The following is an 18,665-nucleotide window of genomic DNA, read 5'->3' on the forward strand; positions in this document are numbered from 1 at the left end:
TCGCCCCCCTGAGGGTGCGTAGGTACGGGCGGGAGCACATATTCCCTGGCCCCGGCGGGGGTCTCAGATGAAAGGTGGTGACGATGGCGGCCGATACAAAGATCGTCGACTCCGAGAAACTCGGGCAGGCGGCGACCACGATCGACCAGCACATCGATGTGCTGGGCGGGATCCGCGCGAGCGTGATGCAAGCGCTGGAGGACCTGGGTGCCAGCTTCGAGTCCGGCGCCGCGAACAAGCACCTGAACGCGATGCTCGCGTGGGACGCCAAGTACAACAAGATCATCCAGGCGCTGATCAACGTCAAGATCGTGATGGGCAGCAACAAGGACGCCAGCGACCAGCGCGAGCTCGACAACAGCACGCACGCCGAGACGGCCACCGCCGCGGCCGAGTCGGTCACCCTGCCGGTCTGACCGGCCCCGAAGACATCAGCGAAAGGAGCACACATGCCGGTCGAAGGCAGGATGCGCATGGCGCGCATCGCCATGGACGACATCATGGCGAAGCTGGACAAGGGCGGTAAGGACATCGCCGAAACCCTGACCACGATGGACAAGCAGGTCAAGGCCCTTCTGGGTGGCGAGAACTGGTCCGGCAACGAGCGCGTGGAATACGACGCGCAGCAGGAGATCTGGAACCGCTGCGCCGTGGAGATGCAGAGCGCCGGGATGACCGGCGCCTCGACCCTCCGGAACATGGTCAACAACGTGGACATGACCGAGGACTACAACAAGCGGTCCTGGCAGAACGTCTACGGCTGACCGTTCGCGGACCAGCGATAGGAGACCGGGCCGGCGCGGGCGGTGAGCGGTGTCCGCGCCGGCCCTTCTCCTCTGGAACTGCCGCTCATCCCTGGAAACGCCGCTCACCCCTGGAAAGGAGTGTCATGCCTCCCCCCGAGAACGACGACGAGATCCTGGTGACCCCGGAGGCGCTGAGCCAGTTCGCCAAGGTGCTGCGCGGCATCGAACCCGACCTGACCACCGCGCACGGCTACATGAACAAGATCGACGTTCTGGCAGGGAACTTCAAGGACGCCACCGCGCTGCGCGACCTGATCGGCTTCGGCGAGAAGGGCCGGGCCATCGTCTACTCCCAGCACCTGGCCGACCTGAAGCTGGCGGTCGGCCGCTTCGCCGAGGAACTGGAAACGATGGTGAAGAACTACACCACCACCGAAGAGCTCAATAAGAACTTGGCCGACAAGGTCGACGAACTGGTCGGGGAGATCGACCCCCTGCTGCCCGGCTGACCAGACGACCGACGCACCGACCGGAGGGATCGTGCCCGGACCGGACAACATGGGGATCACGCCCCCGGACAACGACAAGTACAACGGCTGGGACTGGCGAGAGATCAAGATCGCGGTCACCGGAGCGGTGAACACCGACCTCGAGACCGCGACCTTCGCGCAGACGGGCACCTCCAATCCGCAGTCCCTCAACGATGCGGCCTGGTACTACAACGAGGTCTACAGCAGCCTCTGGTACGCGGCCACCGAACTGGACGCCGGCATCGAGAAGCTGGTCGGCATCGACAACCCGACGTGGAAGGGTGACGCGGCCGACGCGTTCAAGAAGCTCGCGAAGAAGACCTACGCCTCGGTGCGGGGGCATCTCGAGCCGCTGGAGGGCCCGCCCTCGTACTCCCAGACGCTCTATGACATGGCGACCCTGCTCCAGACGACGATCAACCAGATCAACCAGCTCGACGGGACCTACGCTCAGAAGGTCCTGGACCGCTACAAGCAGGAGTTGGAGCACAAGGCGAAGGTCGATGACATCCAGCCGCTCCCCGGCGACGCCAACGGCTCGCCCCCGATCGTCGTCACTCCGACTCAGAAGCCGTTCCACGAGGTCAACGGCACGACCATCGTCCACATCTCCGCCTACCCGGACATCGACCGGGCTTACACGACGGATGCCCGCAAGGAGTTCGCCAAGCTCACCGAGGGCTACAAGAAGGCGATGACCGAGATGCCGGAACCGGCGGCGCCGCCGCCGGGCGCACCCGTCGGTGCCCCCGGAGGACCCACCCTCGACGACCAGAACGAGATCCAGGAAAGCCAGAAGAAGCACCAGGACGAGATGCAGGAGGACCAGAAGAAGTTCCAGGACGAACAGCAGGCGGAACAGAAGAAGATCCAGGAGGAGACGGCGAAGTTCCAGCAGGATCAGCAGGAGGAGGCCAAGAAGAACCAGGCGGAAGCGACCCAGGCGCAGAAGGACGCTCAGGCCGAAGCAGCGGCCGCCGCCAAGCAGTCCCAGCAGGAGCAGCAGGAGGCCGGCCAGAAGGCGCAGGCGGACGCCGCCGCGCAGCAGCAGAAGGTCCAAGACCAGCAGGCCGCGGCCCAGGAGGCCGCGCAGAAACAGCAGGAGGAGGCCGCCGCGGCGGCGGCCGCGCAGCAGCAACAACTCCAGGACGAACAGCTCGCCGCGCAGCGTGAGCAACAGGAACTCCAGCAACAGGCGGCCGAGGAGGCCCAGCGGCAGCAGGAGGAGGCGCAGCGGGCCGCCGAGGAGGCGCAGCGCGGCCTGGCCACCCCCGGCGCCGTGGTGCAGACCCCGGCCGGTGCCGGCGTCATCGGCCCGGACGGCAAGACCATCATCGACCCGAAGACCGGAAAGCCGATCCTGGGCCCGGACGGGAAGCCGTTCACGGTCGGCCCGGACGGCCGGACCTTGATCGACCCGCAGACGGGCAAGCCTCTGCGCGGCCCGGACGGCAAGCCGCTCACCATTCCGCCGATCACCGCGCCGCCCCTCAGCAAGCCGGACCTGGCGAACGGCCTCAAGAACCTCGGCGTCACCCCGCCACCCAACCTCGACCGGCTGGTCGGCGGAGCCCCGCCCGCGCCCAAGGCGGGCGGCGCCGAGTTCGGCGGGACCGGCCGCAACGGGCAGCAGCCCATGTACCCGCCGCCGATGGGCGGCATGGGAGGCATGGGCGGCGGGGGCGGCGCCGGTGGCGAGCAGAACCGCGACCGCACCACGTGGCTCACCGAAGAAGAGGAGGTCTGGGGTGCCGAGTCCGAGGTCGGCGCGGGTGTCCTGGGCCGTTGACCACCATTTGACCGAGGAGGTGGACCATGCCTGCTGGCGACTACGCGGGCTGGACCTGGCAGCAGATCCAGGAAGCCATCAATGCCGGTGACCCCACGAGCCTGGAGTGGGCCGGCGACTACTTCGACTACACCTTGGAGCTCATCGACGACGCGGGCGGGACCGTGAAGGACGGGTCCGACACGCTCGCAGGGCCGGGAGGCTCGTGGAAGGGGCCCGCCGCGACCGCGTTCGTGGGCCTCACCACCGAGCTGGCGACCCATGTCGTCGGCCTCGCCGACACGCTCGCAGGGCCGCCGTCCTACCAGACGACCCTCGACAAGGCCGCCCAGGACCTGCGCGACGCGCAGGAGGCGGTGAAACAGGCCATGGCGAACGCCGCCCAGGACACCGTCGACGCCTACAACAACGAGGTCACCGCCTACAACAATGCCGCGACCGCCTTCAACGAGGGCAACGGGCCGAACCCCGGGGTGCCGCCGCTGACGCCGTCCATCGCGGGACCCAACGGCACCACGATCGTGGACGTCAACCGGTATCCCGCGATCACCGAGGCGCTGAACGAGGAGATGCGGGCGATCATCGGCAAGCTGGCCGGGGACTACACCGCGGCGGGCGGCGCACTGACCGATCCGGGCGACGCTCCCGTCCCCAGCCCGGCCGACCTGCCCGCCCCGCCGGTGAAGGGCGACGTTCCGCCGCCTGGGGCCGTTCCGCCGCCTGGCGAGACCGTGCCGCCGCCCGGCGCGCTGCCGGAGACCGCCGCCCCGAACCTGGTCGACGGTCCGCCGCCGGGGGAGGGCGTGCCCGCGCCTGAGGACCTTCCGCAGGCGGCAGTGCCGCCCGGCGACATCGCGCCGATTGTCCCGGCGAACGACGATTTCAACCTGGTCACCGAGCCGGGTGCGCTCAACGATGCCGCGAACGACCCGGCGAACCAGCCGCAGTTCGTCCAGCTGAACCCGAACGCGGGAGCCCCCGCCCCGATTCTCAGCGGGCTGAACACCGATGCCGGCAACGGCGTGCTGGGCGACCCGATCAACAACCCGCCGCTCACGGCCGACGGTTCTCCCTTCGGAGGCGCGGGGTTGCTGGCCCCCTCGGTCCTCGGCGGCGGGCTGTCACCGATCGGCCAGAACCGGCCCTCCCCGTCGCTGGTGGAGACGCCGTCCGCCCCGGGCTCGCCACGGTCCCCGCTCGGGCCCGGGATGATGCCGCCGGTGGGCGGCGCGTACGGGCTGATGTCGACGGGCCCGGACGGCAAGAGCCGCATGTTGCCGGCCGACACGTTCGGCGACGACACCGGCAACCCCACGCGGCGTGATCGGCTGACCGGCGGCGAGGGGATGCTCCCGTTCGCCGGCAGCCCGTACGGCGACGACGAGAACGAACGCGACCGCAAACGCGAGTACACCGAGGGCGAGGAGGCGGTCTGGGGCAGCGACTCCAGCGCCTCGACGCTGGGCCGCTGAAAGGACGTCCATGGAAGAAGAGAAGAACGCGGAAGAGAAGAAGAAGGACCAGATGCCCGGCATCCCCGACCTGCCGGACATGGTCGAGGAGTTCGTCGACGAGTTCGGCCGGCGCCTGACCGAGCTGCGCGAGCTCCACGAGCAGCTGGAGAAGAACACCACCACGGCCAGCGCGGAGCGCCGCATGCTGTCGGTCACCGTCGGCCCGCAGGGCGAACTGGTCGCCCTCAAGTTCAACGACGACGGCTACCGCAGCCTGTCGTCCAAGGAGCTAGCGGAGATCATCGTCACGACCGTCGGGAAGGCGCGGACCCGTGCGCTGAGCAAGATCAATGATGCGATCGTGCCCACCCTCCCTGCCGGGCTGAACTGGGACGCGTTGCTGAAGGGCGGCACGAATGTGATCGATGCGATCCCCGACGACCCGTTCGAGACCCTCGACCTGGCCGCCTTCCTCGCCCGGCACCGGCCGGACGACCATTAGCCGAAAGGGAGCCCACGACACGATGCCCGAGAACCTCGACATCGATTTCGGCGAGATGCGAAGCGTCTCCAACCTGTTGCGCCGCTACAGCAACGCCCTGGGCGACCGGGCGGGTTCACACGAGTCGCTGACCGGTCCCTACCTCGGCGCCTTCGGCGAGGACGAACTCGGCAAGCAGATGTTGACGAACTACGTGACGATGCGCGACGCGATCATCGGGACCGAGACGGCCCTGAACGGCGCGGTCAGCCGGGTGGCGACCAACGCGGGCGCGACCGCCGCGGCCTGGGAGTCCACCGATGCCATGGCCGGAGGCCCGCCCCCTGGAGGCCCGGCGCCCGGCGTCCCCAAGAAGAAGAAGTAGCGCGAACGAATGCCCCGCGTGCTCGGCGCGCGGGGCATTCGCATGTCCGGGGGATCAGAGCCCGAGAAGTTCGCGCTCGTTGTCGGCCAGTGCCAGATCGACGACCCGGACCTCGCCCCGGCGGACGAGGGCGACCGCGTTCGGCGGGAGCATGCGCAGCTCGAACGCGGCGCGGCGGGGCAGCCGGAACGCCTGGGCGAGCGCGTCCACCGTGCTCCCGGCGGGGCGGTGGACCACAGCGGTGTCCTTGGGTCCGAGCGAGCCCGCGCCGCCCTCGGCGCGGAACTCGACCGTCGAGCACCAGGACCGGGGCGTCACGGCGGCGGGCGCGCCCTCGGTGAAGACCAGCCAGGGGCGCAGGCACGTTCCTTCGGCCGGCCCGGCCTGGCCGGGGGGCGTCAGATGCAGCCGTTCGGCCGCACGGCCCGCACCCCGCTGGACGCGCGACCACACGGCGTCGTCGGCGGCCGTGACGCACACCCCGGCCCCGGACCGCAGCGCCCGCAGCGCGAGCACCCCGGCGAGCCGGGCGTCCGCGAGGACGGTGAAATGCCGGGGCTCCTCCTGGAACATCGGCAGCAGCACGACGCCGCCGGTGTCGTCGCGCCCCAGCGGCAGGCCGCCGCCCACGGTGCGCAGCGCCGTCCCGGGCTCGGTGCCCGCGCGGTGCGCGCCACGCCAGACGACGGGGCCGGACAGCTCGCGGGCGAGCGGCAGGGTGGCGAGCACGCCGCGGTGTTGTTCGCCGGTCAGCGGGATCAGCCGCGCCCCGGCCGCGCGGGCGCCGGCGCGCACCGCGCGCCGGGCGTCCCGCGCGGGCCTGCGCCCGTCAGCGGTGATCACGCGGAGCAGCGCGGTCGTGGACACCGCTCCATGCGGCGCGGGTGCGAGCGTCACGCTCAGCACCGTCCCGTGCGCCGGTACGGCGGCCAGCCCGCGCTGCAACTCGGCCATCCCGGCGCGCGGCCAGCGTTTGGCCCAGTAGACGATGTGCCGATGGCGGCCCGACGACCACCAGCGCCAGCCCTGCCGGGGCGGCGGCGCGGCCGGCTCGATCGCGGCGTCGGCCAGCAGCGCGGCACGGGCACGTTCGGCGTCCATGATCCGCGCCTCCAGACCCGCCTCGGTGAGCAGCTCCACCACGCGGCGGGCGCGCAGCCGCAACATCCGCTGGAACGAGGGCACCCGCAGCGTTTCGCTCCCCGGACCGGCCGCGCGCGGATCCACCCGGAGCGCGACCCGCACCAACTCCGACCTGGGCCGCGCCGTCGCGCCGGGGGCGGCGGGCACCGTGTGCACCAGGACCTGGACGGCGCTCAGCTCGATCTCCTCACCGCGCAGCACCGGGGCCAGCGCGCCGGGGAGGATGTCCAGCGGCGCGCCGCCGGACGGGCCGTGCGCCACCGCGATCACCGCGGCCCAGGAACCGCCGTCCTCGATCACTCCGATCTTGGAACGCGGCGGGCCCGCGGACGGGATGCGCAGCTCGGGCAGCAGCGCCGCGCGCAACGCCGCGATCCTCGCGTCCGGCGGGTCCGGCAGGATGTCCGCGCGGCGCACCGGGCGCCTGCGCCGTGTGGTCGCGAGCGCCGCCCACTGGTATCCCCATCGGTGCCCGAAGCGCGCCAACGTCGCGGCGAACACCACGCCGCCCCCAGCGACCAGACCGGTCCCGAATGCCGTCCCCGGGTGCTCCCATCCGTAGCCGAGCGCGATCGCCGCGGGCGGCCACACGGCGATCTGCCCGGCCCGCAGGCCGAGGACCGACCCGCGCACCGGCAACCGCCGGGGACCGCCGCCGGGCGGCGCGGGCGAACCGGCGGCAACGGGCCGAGCGGGCCGGGCGGACCCGGGGGACCCGGTGGAGCGGGTGGGCGTGCGCTGCGGTGTCTCTGCCGACGCTGGTCTCTGTATGGGTGGAGCGGCCAATGGTTCCTCCAGTGATCGAGCGGTAGAGGGCCCCGATCGCACTACGAGGCGGGGAAGGGCGAGGTTCACGTGAACCCGGCCCCCGGTCAGCTCGTAGACCCCGGTGCCCATCACCGTCTTCAGGAGCCCGTATGTCCAGTGGCGTCGCGTCGCGCCCCTCAACCGCCGCCCAGCCCGGCACCGCTGTGCTCCCGCCGGGCTGGGCGGTCCGCCGCATCCCCGCGGGGCTCTGGCTGTACCGCGGGGACCCCGCCGGAGGACGCGCGGACGAGGTCACACGAATCCCGGTGGATGCCGATCGGCCGGCGATCGCGGTGGACGCCGAGCAGGGCTCGGCGGAGGTGCTGGCTGCCGTGGCCGCGGTGCTCGACCTGGTGCCGGGGCCGTCGATCCGGCTCGTTCTTCCGGGGGTGAGCGGTCCCGCCGCCCAGGAGTTCGCCGACCTTCATAAGCTCGACCTGGTGGCGACCTCCGGGCTGGTGGAGACGCGCGGCGAGCATGTGCTGGCCTGGGGATTCCACGAGGAGAGGCCGACCACGTTCTGGCAGTGGTTCCGGTTCCGGCCGGGGCTGCCCGTCGAGGCGATGGGGGCCGTGCATCCGCGTCCGGTATGGGAGACGGCGCTCCTTGAGACGGACGGCCTGCCGGGCGCGTTCCGCATTCCCGCCGGGGTGGCCCTCTGCTCGCCTGACGCGACCGAGCTCCTGCGAACCGCGGCCACGCTCCATCCTGATCCGGAACGGCTGACCGTCGTGGTCGCCGAAGACCGGGCCGACGGGGTCGCGGACATGCTCGCGGCCCTGCCGGCCGAGGCGGCCGCGGACCCGATCCTCACCGGCCCGGGCGCCGGGCGGGCTCCGGACGCCGAGCCGGATCTGGAGACCGAGCTGGGCCTTGACCTCGACGAGGACGAGGACGAAGACGAATACGAAGACGAATACGGGGACGAATACGAGGACGAGGACGGGCGCGAAGCCACTCCCGCACGTGACATCCGGCTCATCCGGACCTCGGGACTCGTCCCGCCGGGCCACGTGAGCGGCCCGGCCGAACGTGCACGGCATCGGGAGACGCTCGGCGAGCGCGCCGACGAACACCTGGTCGCCGTGGCGCGGGTGCTGGCGCGGCGTCCCGAGATCGTGGGCGGCCTGCCCGCGGAACGGCGTCGCGCGGCCGTCACCGAGCTGGCGGCCGTCCGAGCGTACGTCGAGGGTGACCTGCCCGGACTCGACCGCACCCTGCGCGCGCTCGCCCGGATCGACGCCGACGTGGACGGAGCGGACGTCCTCGCCGCGACGGCGCACGCCGCCTGCCTGGTCGCCGGTCTGCGCGTGTTGCCGGTCGTGCGCGCCCCGGTCTGGCTCACCTCCGATCTCACGCCCGAGGAGACGGCCGTGTACGAGCCGGGCCGCCGGGTGCTGGAACCGGGCTTCGTCGCGGCGACCGTCCGGCCGCCGCTCGCGGAGGGCCCAGTGTTGTTCGCGCTGTGGCCCGGGAACGCGCGCCTGGTGTCCCTGGACGCCGGTGACGACGCCTACGCCGTGTTCGCCGCCGCGACCACGTTCACGGTGCTGGCGGTGGACGCGCCGACACGACGGAACCGCATCGTCCACCTCCGGGAGGAGGAAGGCAGCGGCTCGTCCAGCGACGGTTCCTCCAGCGACGGACCGGCCGGTGACGACGCGTCCGTGCTGGCGCGGCTGCGTGCCACCACCGCCGACCCCGGCGACGCGCCCGCGAAGCGCTGCCACGGCGCGCCCCCCGGGCTGGACGGCGACGGCGCGCTCTTCATTTCCCGGGACGCAACGGATCGCCGCTGAGACGCAATGGATATTCGTCCCGAAAATTGAACTATTTAGCCAGGAAACTTTCTTGAACCGTCAAATGAACAGAGCTCGTACGGGCTGGCAGAAATGGCCGGTATTCAGTCCGGGGTGCGCGAAGGCCAAACAATTGGCGCGACTCCGGCAGAGCGCTGGAGGATCAATGACGGTGGGATCAAGAGCGGTTTCGGAGATAACGGATGAGCGTGACCCCGCGCGCGACGAGAAATTGATGAGAGACCTTTATGCCGAGCACGGTCGCATGTTGCTGGCCTATGCCACCCGGATGACGGGGGACCGCGGCGCGGCTGAGGACCTGGTGCAGGAGACGATGATCCGGGCGTGGCGGCACGCCCACATCGTGGCGACCGCGACCGTCCCGTTGACCGGCTGGCTGCTCACCATCCTGCGCAACCTGTCCTTCGACCGGGCGCGGCGGCGGGCGGTGCGGCCGTCCGAGGTGCCCGAACTGCCCGAGGGCGGCGCGGCGCACGGGGACCACGCCGAGCGGATCGTCGACTCGGTGGTGGTACTGGAGGCGCTGAAATCACTGTCTCCCGAGCACAACCGTGTGCTCGTCGAGATCTACTTCCGGCACCGCTCGGTGGCGGAGGTGGCGGAGATGTTCCAGATCCCGCAGGGCACGGTGAAGTCGCGGACGCACTACGCGGTCCGCGCTCTGCGCACGGCACTGGCGGACGGCGTGGAGGACCGATGAGCGGGGAACGGCACGACTTCCTTCTGGGCGCCTACAGCCTTGGCGTACTGGACCGCGAGGAGGTGTGGGAGATCGAGGAGCACCTGGCGTTCTGTGAGCGGTGCCGCGCCGAGCTGGCGGAGTTGGACGACACGCGGGACCTGCTCGCCGTGGTCCCGCCGAGCGCGTTCGCCGAGCAGCCGCTAGACGCCGACGAACTGTTCCTGCGCCGCACCTTGAGCCGCGTCCGTGCGGAGGCGGAGGACACGGCTCTGCCCTCGCGCCAGACGCCGACGAACGCCCGGACCCGGACCCGGACTCGGACCCGGACGCACGGCCGGGGCCGCGGGCCGCGTGCCCGGGTGGCACTGGCCGTCGCGGCGGCCGCCGTGGTGGGCGTGGGCGCCGGCGGGCTCGGGGTCGGGCTGGGGGTGGTGTCGGATCAGGACGGCGGACGCCCTCCGATCGCGCGACCGTCGGCGCCGCCCGCGACCGGCACGCCGCCCGTGACCGGCACGCCGCCCGCGACCGCCCTGCCGCCCGGAACGCGCACCGTGACCGCGGCCGGCTCCAACGGGGTCGGCATGCGCGCGACGGTGATCCCGGCGCGCGGCTGGATCCGGCTGAAGGTGGCGATGAGCGGGATCGCCCCGGGGCGCGGTTGCCGGATCTCGGTGCTCGACCGTTTCGGCGTCGCGCACTCGGCCGGGACCTGGGTCACTTCGGGGGAGGGCGGGGCGCCGGTGGACGGCGCGGCCTCGGTCGCCGCCGCGGACGTCGCCGCCGTGCAGGTCGTGGGGGAGGACGGCACGTTGCTGGCGACCGCACGATTCTGAGGCCGCCGGGTAGTGCCGACGGAGAACATCCGCGTCCGGTCGATCCCCGTAGGGCTCCGGGGACGTGCATCTGAATGAGGGCCAGGAGGGCCAGGAGGACCGGGAGGAGCAGCTGTGCATCACATGTCCGTCGACGACCTCGACGAGAAGATCATCGCATGTCTCGTCGAGGACGCCCGCAGCACCTACGCCGACATCGGGTCGCGCATCGGCCTGTCGGCGCCGGCGGTGAAGCGCCGGGTCGACCGGCTGCGCGTCGTCGGCGTGATCAAGGGTTTCACCGCCGTGGTGGACCGGGGCGTGCAGGGCCCGAGGATCGAGGCGTTCGTGGAGCTGTCCTGTGCGGGCGGCACCTCCGCCCACGACCTGTGCGCGGCACTGGCGGTCCTTCCGGAGGTCGCCGACGTGCGCACGGTCGCGGGTGAGGCCGACGCCCTGGTGCGCCTTTTGGCGCCGGACATGTCACGGCTGGACCGGGTGCTGGAACATATCCGCAACGAACCCCGCGTCGTGCAGACCCGGAGCATCATCGTGCTTTCCCGGTTGATGGAACGGCCAACTCCGACGGACCTCGCCAATAAAACGCGAATGGCCGACACTGCCTAATTCATGAGGGCGGAAGGCGTCAATTATTCGCCGGGGAATCCGTCCCGAAAACGTCGCTCATCAGTAAAGGCCAGTGGAACGGGCCGCGTCGTCGGCACCCCCCCGCCGTTCCGCCGCCGCTCCGCCGAGCGTCGTGAGGACTCCGGCCACCACGTTCTCGGCGAGCGCGTGCGCGGCCACGAGGCCCTCGTGCGGGGGTGGGGCCTCGGTGCGGCTCGGCAGCACCACTTCCGCGAGCGCGGCGATCGGCGACAGATGGGTGTCGGTGAAGAGGATCACCTTGGAGCCCCGGGCCACCGCGAACGCCGCGAGCTGGTGCAAATGGTCCTCGTAGGGCCGGAAGTCGAACAGGACCAGCACGTCCCTGCGTGCCAGGTCCGTGATCACCACCGCGCGTTCCCACTCCGGGTCTGGCAGCGACCTCACCCCGGGGCGGAGCTCGGCGAGCTGGAGGGCGAGGTAACGCGCGATCAGGTGGCTGAACCGGCCTCCGTAGGCGTACACGCGGCGGCGTACGTCCGACAGCAGGGCGATCGCGGCGGCGGCGTCGTCAGGCGGCAGCGCGGCGAACGTCTCGGCCACCGCCGACGCGAGCGCGTCGGCGCCGCGGGTGAAGTCGTCGGTGTCCACGTCCTGCCGGGACGGCGCGACGCCCAAGCCCGACATGCCGCGGTCGAGTTCGTCGCGGAGCGCGCGCTGAAACTCGGGGAAACCGTCGTAACCGAGCCGGTTGGCGAACCGGAGGACCGTGGGCGGGCTGACCTTGGCTCGCTCGGCCAGCCGCGCGACCGTCTCGAAGCCCGCCGACGGGTAGCTCGCCAGCAGCACCCGGGCCACCTTCCGTTCGGCGGGGCTGCAGTCGCCGAGACGCCGCCGGATGGTCTCGGCCATGCCCTCAACGCGAACCTCGTCCACGCCGTGAGCGTAGCGCGTCGTCAACGGGCCGCTCTGGCGCCGCTCCGGTGCGCCGCTCCGTCACGTGCGCCCCGTCACGTGCGGCGCGATCGGAGCGGCACCGTCGGCGTGGAGTCGAGATCCTCCAGGAGCGCGCCGAGCTCGTCCACGATCCAGTCCAGGTCACCGGCCGAGATGGTCAGCGGCGGCGCCAGGCACAGGGTCCGCTCGCCCGCCTGCCGGGCCAGCACGCCCGCCGTCACCAGCGCCTCGATCACTGTCCGCCCGTCGCCGCAGGACGGATCCACATCCATCCCCGCCCACAACCCGCGCGTCCGGACGGCCGTCAGGCCCCTGCCGACCAGGCGGTCGAGCCCCTCGCGGAGCCGTTCACCGAGTGTCCGCGCCCGCGCCTGATAGGTCCCCGCGGCCAGGAGGCCGACCACGGCTCCGCCGACCGCGCACGCCAGCGGGTTGCCGTCCGCTCCGTCGGCGCCCGCTCCGGACCCGGCCGCCTCCAGCACGTCGTGGTCGCCGGTCACCGCGGCGAGCGGCACGAGACCGCCGCCGAGCGCTCCGCCGAGCACGGTCAGGTCGGCCGTGACACGCTCGTGGTCGAAGGCGAGCGTCAGGCCGGTCCGGCTCAGCCCCGACTCGGTCTCGTCGGCGACCAGCAGCAGCCCGCGTTCGGTGCACAGCTCGCGCAGCCTGCGCAGGTGCCCGGCGGGCGGTACCGCCACCCCAGCCGAACCGCGAACCGGCTCGACCAGGACGGCGACCGTGCGTTCGTCGATCGCGTCGGCCACCGCGTCGGCGTCGCCGTAGCGGACCGGCCGCACGGTCGGGGTCACCGGCCGGACGGGCGGCGCGCCCTCCACGACGACGTTCGCCCGCCAGTCAGGTACGCCCCGGGTCGCCCCGCCCCACGCGACGGCCGCGCGGACCGCCGTCTCCATTGCCTGCACGGCCGTCGTCATCGGCAGCGCGGCGGTGGTGCCGAGCAGGCCGGTGAGTTCGGAGCAGAACGTGTCCAGCCGGTCGTCCTGATAACCCTGTCCGGTGAGCGCGACGCGGTCGAGCTGCTGGCGCACCGCCGCGACGAGCCGGGGATGCCGGTGCCCGAACGTCAGCGCGCCGCCGCCGGCGCAGTCGACGTAACGGTTGCCCGCGTCGTCGGTGACCCACGCCCCTTCGCCGTGCACGATCCGTACGGGCAACTTCGGCGCGCGGGCGTGGCCGAAGCCGCGCGGCTTCCCGGTGGGAGGCTGCGGAGTAGCTGGGGGCATGAGCTGAACCCTCGGGGCGGTGGGGTGACGTTGGGACGAGCCTAGAAAGCCCGCCGGCGGGTGCCAACGGTGCGCTGTTGCGCGTCGCGGCGATCCGTTGCGTGTTCGGCGCGCGGCCGCTCGGTCACCGGCTGGACCCGGTCGACCACTCGCGACAGGACGATGACGCTTCTGGTGCGGACCACGGAGTCCTCGGCGCCGATCCGTTCCAGGACACGTTCGAAGTGCTCGATGTCGCTGGCGCGCACATGCAGCAGCGCGCCCGCGTCACCCGCGACCGTGCACGCCGAGACCACTTCCGGGTACCTCGCGGCGATGGCCGTCAGAGCGGCGGAGGACATGTACCTGTCACAGTGGAGCTCGACGTAGGCCTCGGTGGCCGTGCCGAACAGGGCCGGGTCGACCCGGGCGGTGAAGCCCCGGATGGTGCCGCCCGCCACCAGCCGGTCGATCCGGCGTTTGATCGCCGGTGCGGACAGTCCCACCTCGTCGCCGATGGTGGCGTAGGTCGCCCGCGCGTTCCGTTCGAGCACGGTGACGATGCGCTTGTCCAGCTCGTCCAGGTTCACCGGGCACCGCACCTCCGCCGAAGGAACACCGATTACAGCAAAAGCTGTTCCTGGCGGAAGTGTAACGTCCATAACGACCGAATGGCAGGCCCGGTTTCGACGACGGCAGGCCCGGTTTCAGGCCGGGATGCGGACGAGCTCGTCGCCTCCGCTCGACCTGACCACGAGATACGCGATATCGGCCCGCGTGAGCGCGGTGCCGCCGCGCACCTGCAGATGACGGTGCGAACCGAGCGGGCCATACCCGCTCGCGGGCACGCTCCACCCGGCCACCACCGACTCGGTGCCGTCCCTCCCCACCGCGATCAGCTGGCAGGTCGCCGGGCCACGGAGGTTCCCGAGCTCCGCCGCCACGTGCGTCCCCCAGCCCTTCCCCGACAGGGCGACCATCGCCGCCGCGCCGGTCCGGCCGTCGGATGCGGACCGCGTCTGGCCCCATCCGGCCAGGTCGCCGGGGGTCTCGCCGTCCGGTCCCGCCGCGGCCGTCCCGAGCGCGCCGCCGACCGCGAACAGCAGCGCGCTGGCGACGGCGGCCAGCCTCCCGTGCCTGTGCCGCCGGGCCCGCAGATCGGCGCCGCGCCGGTGGAGAAGTCCGACGACGTCCGCGCGTTCCGCCGGGACGGGGTCAGGCTCCTCGCCGGTCGTCGCCTCCGCGTGCTCGAGCAGCCACCCGGCCGCGCCCGTGAGCCGGGCGAGATCGATCGAGCAGCGCGGGCAGCCCGGTAGGTGTGCTTCGAAGGCGCTCCGAGCGTCCTCGCTGAGGACCCCCAGCGAGTAGGCGGCGACATCGGTGTGCTCGGGCAACGCGGTCCTCCCAGTTAGTCCCCTCGGCAGGTCGTACGACCGGTGGCGATCGATTGGTTCAACCGATCTGCTCGATAACGAAGCCCTATTACGGGAGGTGGAAGGGCTGGAAAGACCGATCAGCCCGGCGTTCGACGCAGCAAACCGCCCGGTCCGTCGGACCGGGCGGTCTTCGTCTTCGCCGGGGCTCAGACGGGGATCGTGAGAAGGGTTCCGCCGCCCTCCACCTTCACCTCGAACCGGTCGAGGTCCTTGCGCTGGATCGCCGTCCCGCCATGCGTGACCAGCGGGTTGGGGCTGCCGGGCACGCCGTAGCCCTTGACGGGGACCTGCCAGCCGGTGACGACCGACCGTGCGCCGGTGCGGGACACCGCCTCCAGGTGGCAGCGCAGAGGCCCCTTGACGCCCTTCAGCTCCAGGCCGACGTGCGTTCCCCAGCCCTTCCCCTCCAGCCCGACCAGGCCGCGGGCACCCGTCCTGGCGTCCGTCGCCGCATGCCGTTCACCCGCGACGACCAGCGCCTGCGCGGGGCTGTGCCGGTCGTGCCCGTCGCCCGTCTCCGGTCCGGTCAGCACCGCGCCCACGGTGGCTCCGGTCGCGATCAACGCGGCGGCCGCCGCCGCACCGATGACGTACGTGCCACGCCGGTCGGTCCGCCTGCGGCGGCGCAGCAGGTCGATCACCTCGCCCGGCGGCTCGTCGAGCGCCGTGGCCGCGTCCTTGTAGTCCTCCAGACCGGTCAGCAGCTCGCCCATGCCGCCGAACTCCGCGAGCTCCCTCCGGCACTGCTCGCAGCCGGCGAGATGTTCCTCGAACGCGCGGCGGTCGTCCTCTTCCAGCAGGCCCAGGGCGTAGGCGCCCACATCGCTGTGCTCCACCTGCGAGATCACGCCGTAACCCCCCTCTCCTCAAGCGCCACGCGGAGGGCGCGGAGCGCGTAGTACACGCGGGACTTGACCGTCCCCACCGGGATGCCGAGCACCTCGGCCGCCTGGTTGACCGTCCGATCCCGGAGCACCGTCTCGGTGAGTGCCTCCCGGTGAGCGGGCGTCAGCGCGTTCAGCGCCTCAGCCACCACCACCTTGCGCAGCATGCCGTCCATCTCGTCGGCCACGGCCAGGTTCTCCAGCGCCATCTCGTCGTCCACCTCGGGAGGCCGGATCGAACGGGCACGCCTGTTGTCGATGACGATGCGCCGGGCGACCGTGGCCAGCCACGGCATCAGCGAGCCCGCCGTCGAGTCGAGCCGGTCCGCGCTCTTCCACGCCCGAATGAACGTCTCCTGGACGACGTCCTCGGCCCACTGCCGGTCTCCAGCGGTCAGCCGCATGACGAACTTCAGCAACGGTTGGTGGTATTCGCGGTACAGCTCTTTGACGATCAGCTCGTCGTCGGGGGCCGGCGCCGGCCGGGGGAAGCGGAGGATGTTCCGCAATCCACCGGCCGCGCGACCCGCAGTTTTGGATGCTGCCATGGCCGAGCGTCTCCGGGGGTCTGGGGGGATGGCCCTTGAAGATCGGGGCGGTCAGCAGTCGGTACGACGAGGCGTCCATTGACGGTTCAACCCTTCTTGAATCTTTCTTAAGGCTCCCTTCAGACTTGCTATCGGTGCGGGTCAGAGGACATATAGCGGGTCAGGCGGGCCACTCGGGACGGCGCTTTTCCAGGAAGGCGCTCATGCCCTCCTGCGCCTCCGGGGTCTGGCTGGAGGCGGCCATCACCTCGATCGCGTAGGTGTAGGCGTCCGCCTCCGTGCGATCCAGCTGGGCGTACATGGCCTGCTTGCCGAGCGCCTTGCTGCGCGGGCTGCCCTGGGTGGCGCGTTCCAGCAAGTCGCGGGTGGCCTTCTCCAGCTCGGCCGCCGGCACCACGCGGTTGACCAGGCCCCACTCGTACGCCGTTCGCGCGTCGACCACGTCGCCTGTCAGGGCCATCTCCATCGCGCGCTTGCGGCCGATGTTGTGCGAGATCGCGACCATCGGCGTGTGGCAGAACCAGCCGCCCTTGCCGCCGGGCGCCGCGAAGCCCGCCTCCTCGCTTGCCACCACCAGATCGCAGGTCACCGCCAGCTGACAGCCCGCCGCCGTGGCGAGCGCGTGCACCTGGGCGACCACCACCTGGGGCACGGCCTGGATCGTGCGCATGAGCTCGGCGCAGGTCTGCAGGAGGCTGCGCGCGTCGGCGTGCGACGCACCGGCCATGTCGGCGAAGTCGTGACCGGCGGAGAACACCGGCCCGTTCGCGGCCAGCACGATCCCGAGGGCGTCGGTGCGCCCTGCCTCGTGGAACGCCTCGGTGAGCGCCAGCAGGAACTCCCTGGACAGGGCGTTGCGGCGTTGTGGCCGGTTCATGGTGATCGTCGTGACGGCGCCGTCGCGCTGGACCAGAACATCGCTCATGAACGTGACGCTACGTCAGAACGATCCACCCCGCACGAGCAGGGGATTTCACGATCCGGTGTGAGATGTCGGACCCGCGTCGTACGGTGGGCGCGACACGAAGGGGGCCGGGCCTTGAAACTCCTCACCGCCACGAACGCCACCCAGGGATACCGTCACAACGACTTCGACTGGTGCGTCGAGGGCGAGCTGGTGCACATCGGTGTCATCTGCGCCCGCGACCAGGCCGACCCGGACGGGGGCTGCGGCTGCGGCCGCGCGTTCGCCGGCCTCAACTCGCACCGCGCCACGACGACCGCCATGATCCGGGAGATTCCCGGCTTCTCCGACGACGACTACGTCCTGGCGATCCGTTCCAGCCTGGAGCAGCAGGGGTATGACTCCTCCTATGCCGAGCACGAGGCCGCCGAGCTGCGCATCCTGGTCCGTGACTGGCCGGTGGGCGCGATCGTCGAGCGCCGGCTGGAAGAGATCGTGGTGCGTGAGGTGATGCAGCCGGACCAGGAGGCCGACACCTGATGGGGCAGCCGGCGCCCGACCGCCTGCTCCGGCGGCTGGACGTGCTCGTGGGGGAGTGGGAGATCACCGTCGATCTCCCCGTGCAGATCTACCGGCGTGCCTGGACGACGTTCGAGTGGCTGGAGGGGAGGTTCCTCGTCCAGCACGCGGACGGGGAGCTTGCCGACGGGGCGTCGCCCGAGTGGGTGGCCGACTCGCCGCTGCCCACCACGACGATCATCGGGCTGGACGACGCGAGCGGGGAGTTCTGCCAGTTCTTCGCCGACGCGCGGGGGATGTTCAGGATCTACCGGATGTCCTTCGACGGCGGGGTCTGGCGGTTGTGGCGCGACGCCCCGGGCTTCCACCAGCGCTTCACCGGCACCGTCGTCCCGGGCGGTGCCGCCATCGAGGCCACCTGGGAAAGGTCGGCCGACGGCATCGAGTGGGAGCGCGACTTCGACATGGTCTACACCAAGGTCGCCTAGTCGTTCAGCCAGTCAGCCGTTCAGCGAGTCAGCCGTTCAGCCACTCCGCCAGCTCGGCGTCGGTGGGCGGCAGCACACACCACAGCGCCTCCTCGGTTGAGGAGCAGAGCGGGATGCGCTCGTGCAACCGCAGGATGTGGAACATCTTGGCTGCGAACGGGCGCACGCCGACGGTGGCGAGCCCCACCCCGAGCTCGTCGCAGCGACGGGCCGCGGCCGAGACGACGCGCATGCCCTCGGCGTCGAAGAACGACACCCCCGCAAGGTCGAGCACCAGCGGGCGGCTCGCGGCGCCGGCGAGGTCGAGCAGGCGGCAGCGCACCGCGGGAGCGGACATGCGGTCCATCTCGCCGGAGAGCAGCACGGTGGTGTGCCGTTCCCCCTCCACGACGACCACGTCGACGGCGGTGTCCCTCATGGCGGCCTCGCATCTTAGTGCGTCAAGCGGAGC

Annotated in this window: 22 protein-coding genes; 13 read left to right on the forward strand and 9 right to left on the reverse strand. The window is 71.5% G+C overall.

Annotation, left to right across the window (positions count from 1 at the left end; all coding sequences use genetic code 11):
• Nucleotides 1-83 precede the first annotated feature (83 nt).
• The 7 genes from ACH34W_RS05060 to ACH34W_RS05090 all read left to right on the forward strand — a co-directional run bounded on the left by ACH34W_RS05060 (nt 84) and on the right by ACH34W_RS05090 (nt 5,385).
• Nucleotides 84-416: a WXG100 family type VII secretion target gene (locus ACH34W_RS05060; protein ID WP_395959512.1), complete on the forward strand. Its 333-nt coding sequence runs from the start codon at nt 84-86 to the stop codon at nt 414-416.
• Between the two features lie 33 nt (nt 417-449).
• Entirely contained in the window at nt 450-764 is a 315-nt protein-coding gene (locus ACH34W_RS05065) for a WXG100 family type VII secretion target (protein ID WP_395959513.1), read from the forward strand.
• A 125-nt stretch (nt 765-889) separates the two neighbouring features.
• Entirely contained in the window at nt 890-1,255 is a 366-nt protein-coding gene (locus ACH34W_RS05070) for a hypothetical protein (RefSeq protein ID WP_395959514.1), read from the forward strand.
• A gap of 31 nt (nt 1,256-1,286) precedes the next feature.
• Nucleotides 1,287-3,065, forward strand: coding sequence for a hypothetical protein (locus ACH34W_RS05075; protein ID WP_395959515.1), 1,779 nt, complete (start codon nt 1,287-1,289; stop codon nt 3,063-3,065).
• 26 nt (nt 3,066-3,091) lie between these two features.
• On the forward strand, nt 3,092-4,537 hold the full coding sequence (locus ACH34W_RS05080; protein WP_395959516.1) for a hypothetical protein: 1,446 nt from the start codon (nt 3,092-3,094) through the stop codon (nt 4,535-4,537).
• A gap of 10 nt (nt 4,538-4,547) precedes the next feature.
• Nucleotides 4,548-5,021: a YbaB/EbfC family nucleoid-associated protein gene (locus ACH34W_RS05085; protein ID WP_395959517.1), complete on the forward strand. Its 474-nt coding sequence runs from the start codon at nt 4,548-4,550 to the stop codon at nt 5,019-5,021.
• A gap of 22 nt (nt 5,022-5,043) precedes the next feature.
• Nucleotides 5,044-5,385, forward strand: a complete 342-nt coding sequence (locus ACH34W_RS05090) for a hypothetical protein (protein ID WP_395959518.1) — start codon at nt 5,044-5,046, stop codon at nt 5,383-5,385.
• Nucleotides 5,386-5,439: 54 nt separating this feature from the next.
• On the opposite strand, the gene ACH34W_RS05095 is transcribed toward ACH34W_RS05090, so the two are convergent.
• Nucleotides 5,440-7,161 carry a type VII secretion protein EccE gene (locus ACH34W_RS05095; RefSeq protein WP_395959519.1) on the reverse strand — a complete coding sequence of 574 codons (1,722 nt, stop codon included), beginning with the start codon at nt 7,159-7,161 and terminating at the stop codon, nt 5,440-5,442.
• Between the two features lie 284 nt (nt 7,162-7,445).
• On the opposite strand from ACH34W_RS05095, the gene ACH34W_RS05100 reads away from it, so the two are divergent.
• From ACH34W_RS05100 to ACH34W_RS05115, 4 genes are all read left to right on the forward strand, one after another.
• A complete protein-coding gene (locus ACH34W_RS05100) occupies nt 7,446-9,134 on the forward strand; it encodes a hypothetical protein (protein ID WP_395959520.1) in 1,689 nt (562 codons plus the stop codon).
• Nucleotides 9,135-9,369: 235 nt separating this feature from the next.
• Nucleotides 9,370-9,855 (forward strand): sigma-70 family RNA polymerase sigma factor, encoded by a 486-nt coding sequence (locus tag ACH34W_RS05105; RefSeq protein WP_395959521.1) that lies wholly within the window; start codon nt 9,370-9,372, stop codon nt 9,853-9,855.
• The gene (locus ACH34W_RS05110) at nt 9,852-10,670 is read left to right on the forward strand and encodes an anti-sigma factor family protein (protein ID WP_395959522.1); all 819 of its coding nucleotides are present in this window, start codon (nt 9,852-9,854) and stop codon (nt 10,668-10,670) included. Before ACH34W_RS05105 ends, ACH34W_RS05110 begins: the two co-directional genes overlap by 4 nt.
• 123 nt (nt 10,671-10,793) lie before the next feature.
• Nucleotides 10,794-11,276 (forward strand): Lrp/AsnC family transcriptional regulator, encoded by a 483-nt coding sequence (locus ACH34W_RS05115; protein WP_395959523.1) that lies wholly within the window; start codon nt 10,794-10,796, stop codon nt 11,274-11,276.
• Nucleotides 11,277-11,336: 60 nt separating this feature from the next.
• Here ACH34W_RS05115 and ACH34W_RS05120 read toward each other — a convergent pair whose 3' ends face one another.
• From ACH34W_RS05120 to ACH34W_RS05150, 7 genes are all read right to left on the reverse strand, one after another.
• Entirely contained in the window at nt 11,337-12,191 is an 855-nt protein-coding gene (locus ACH34W_RS05120) for a MurR/RpiR family transcriptional regulator (RefSeq protein ID WP_395959524.1), read from the reverse strand.
• Between the two features lie 74 nt (nt 12,192-12,265).
• A complete protein-coding gene (locus ACH34W_RS05125; protein WP_395959525.1) occupies nt 12,266-13,456 on the reverse strand; it encodes an aspartate aminotransferase family protein in 1,191 nt (396 codons plus the stop codon).
• A 41-nt stretch (nt 13,457-13,497) separates the two neighbouring features.
• Complete coding sequence (locus ACH34W_RS05130; RefSeq protein WP_395959526.1) at nt 13,498-14,025, reverse strand: Lrp/AsnC family transcriptional regulator; 528 nt, start codon at nt 14,023-14,025, stop codon at nt 13,498-13,500.
• A gap of 117 nt (nt 14,026-14,142) precedes the next feature.
• Entirely contained in the window at nt 14,143-14,829 is a 687-nt protein-coding gene (locus ACH34W_RS05135) for a zf-HC2 domain-containing protein (RefSeq protein ID WP_395959527.1), read from the reverse strand.
• 188 nt (nt 14,830-15,017) lie between these two features.
• The gene (locus tag ACH34W_RS05140; protein WP_395959528.1) at nt 15,018-15,719 is read right to left on the reverse strand and encodes an anti-sigma factor family protein; all 702 of its coding nucleotides are present in this window, start codon (nt 15,717-15,719) and stop codon (nt 15,018-15,020) included.
• Nucleotides 15,716-16,303 (reverse strand): sigma-70 family RNA polymerase sigma factor, encoded by a 588-nt coding sequence (locus ACH34W_RS05145; RefSeq protein ID WP_395959529.1) that lies wholly within the window; start codon nt 16,301-16,303, stop codon nt 15,716-15,718. The genes ACH34W_RS05140 and ACH34W_RS05145 overlap by 4 nt, the downstream gene beginning before the upstream one ends.
• Nucleotides 16,304-16,463: 160 nt before the next feature.
• On the reverse strand, nt 16,464-17,228 hold the full coding sequence (locus ACH34W_RS05150; protein WP_395959530.1) for an enoyl-CoA hydratase-related protein: 765 nt from the start codon (nt 17,226-17,228) through the stop codon (nt 16,464-16,466).
• 114 nt (nt 17,229-17,342) lie between these two features.
• Between ACH34W_RS05150 and ACH34W_RS05155 the strand changes: the two genes are divergently transcribed.
• Together ACH34W_RS05155 and ACH34W_RS05160 are read left to right on the forward strand one after the other, a co-directional pair.
• Nucleotides 17,343-17,747, forward strand: a complete 405-nt coding sequence (locus tag ACH34W_RS05155) for a hypothetical protein (RefSeq protein ID WP_395959531.1) — start codon at nt 17,343-17,345, stop codon at nt 17,745-17,747.
• Complete coding sequence (locus ACH34W_RS05160; RefSeq protein WP_395959532.1) at nt 17,747-18,214, forward strand: hypothetical protein; 468 nt, start codon at nt 17,747-17,749, stop codon at nt 18,212-18,214. The genes ACH34W_RS05155 and ACH34W_RS05160 overlap by 1 nt, the downstream gene beginning before the upstream one ends.
• 28 nt (nt 18,215-18,242) lie before the next feature.
• Here the strand turns inward: ACH34W_RS05160 and ACH34W_RS05165 are convergent, their stop codons facing one another.
• Nucleotides 18,243-18,632 (reverse strand): STAS domain-containing protein, encoded by a 390-nt coding sequence (locus tag ACH34W_RS05165; RefSeq protein WP_395959533.1) that lies wholly within the window; start codon nt 18,630-18,632, stop codon nt 18,243-18,245.
• Nucleotides 18,633-18,665: the final 33 nt, after the last annotated feature.

This window comes from Actinomadura sp. 6N118 (assembly GCF_044326415.1).
Classification (GTDB): domain Bacteria; phylum Actinomycetota; class Actinomycetes; order Streptosporangiales; family Streptosporangiaceae; genus Spirillospora.

What these genes read in the sequence shown, in the direction of transcription:
- ACH34W_RS05060 (WP_395959512.1), top strand. Translation starts at nt 84, where the DNA reads ATGGCGGCCGATACAAAGATCGTCGACTCCGAGAAACTCGGGCAGGCG.
- ACH34W_RS05065 (WP_395959513.1), top strand. Translation starts at nt 450, where the DNA reads ATGCCGGTCGAAGGCAGGATGCGCATGGCGCGCATCGCCATGGACGAC.
- ACH34W_RS05070 (WP_395959514.1), top strand. Translation starts at nt 890, where the DNA reads ATGCCTCCCCCCGAGAACGACGACGAGATCCTGGTGACCCCGGAGGCG.
- ACH34W_RS05080 (WP_395959516.1), top strand. Translation starts at nt 3,092, where the DNA reads ATGCCTGCTGGCGACTACGCGGGCTGGACCTGGCAGCAGATCCAGGAA.
- ACH34W_RS05085 (WP_395959517.1), top strand. Translation starts at nt 4,548, where the DNA reads ATGGAAGAAGAGAAGAACGCGGAAGAGAAGAAGAAGGACCAGATGCCC.
- ACH34W_RS05090 (WP_395959518.1), top strand. Translation starts at nt 5,044, where the DNA reads ATGCCCGAGAACCTCGACATCGATTTCGGCGAGATGCGAAGCGTCTCC.
- ACH34W_RS05100 (WP_395959520.1), top strand. Translation starts at nt 7,446, where the DNA reads ATGTCCAGTGGCGTCGCGTCGCGCCCCTCAACCGCCGCCCAGCCCGGC.
- ACH34W_RS05105 (WP_395959521.1), top strand. Translation starts at nt 9,370, where the DNA reads ATGAGAGACCTTTATGCCGAGCACGGTCGCATGTTGCTGGCCTATGCC.
- ACH34W_RS05110 (WP_395959522.1), top strand. Translation starts at nt 9,852, where the DNA reads ATGAGCGGGGAACGGCACGACTTCCTTCTGGGCGCCTACAGCCTTGGC.
- ACH34W_RS05115 (WP_395959523.1), top strand. Translation starts at nt 10,794, where the DNA reads ATGTCCGTCGACGACCTCGACGAGAAGATCATCGCATGTCTCGTCGAG.
- ACH34W_RS05125 (WP_395959525.1), bottom strand. Translation starts at nt 13,456, where the DNA reads ATGCCCCCAGCTACTCCGCAGCCTCCCACCGGGAAGCCGCGCGGCTTC.
- ACH34W_RS05145 (WP_395959529.1), bottom strand. Translation starts at nt 16,303, where the DNA reads ATGGCAGCATCCAAAACTGCGGGTCGCGCGGCCGGTGGATTGCGGAAC.
- ACH34W_RS05150 (WP_395959530.1), bottom strand. Translation starts at nt 17,228, where the DNA reads ATGAGCGATGTTCTGGTCCAGCGCGACGGCGCCGTCACGACGATCACC.
- ACH34W_RS05160 (WP_395959532.1), top strand. Translation starts at nt 17,747, where the DNA reads ATGGGGCAGCCGGCGCCCGACCGCCTGCTCCGGCGGCTGGACGTGCTC.
- ACH34W_RS05165 (WP_395959533.1), bottom strand. Translation starts at nt 18,632, where the DNA reads ATGAGGGACACCGCCGTCGACGTGGTCGTCGTGGAGGGGGAACGGCAC.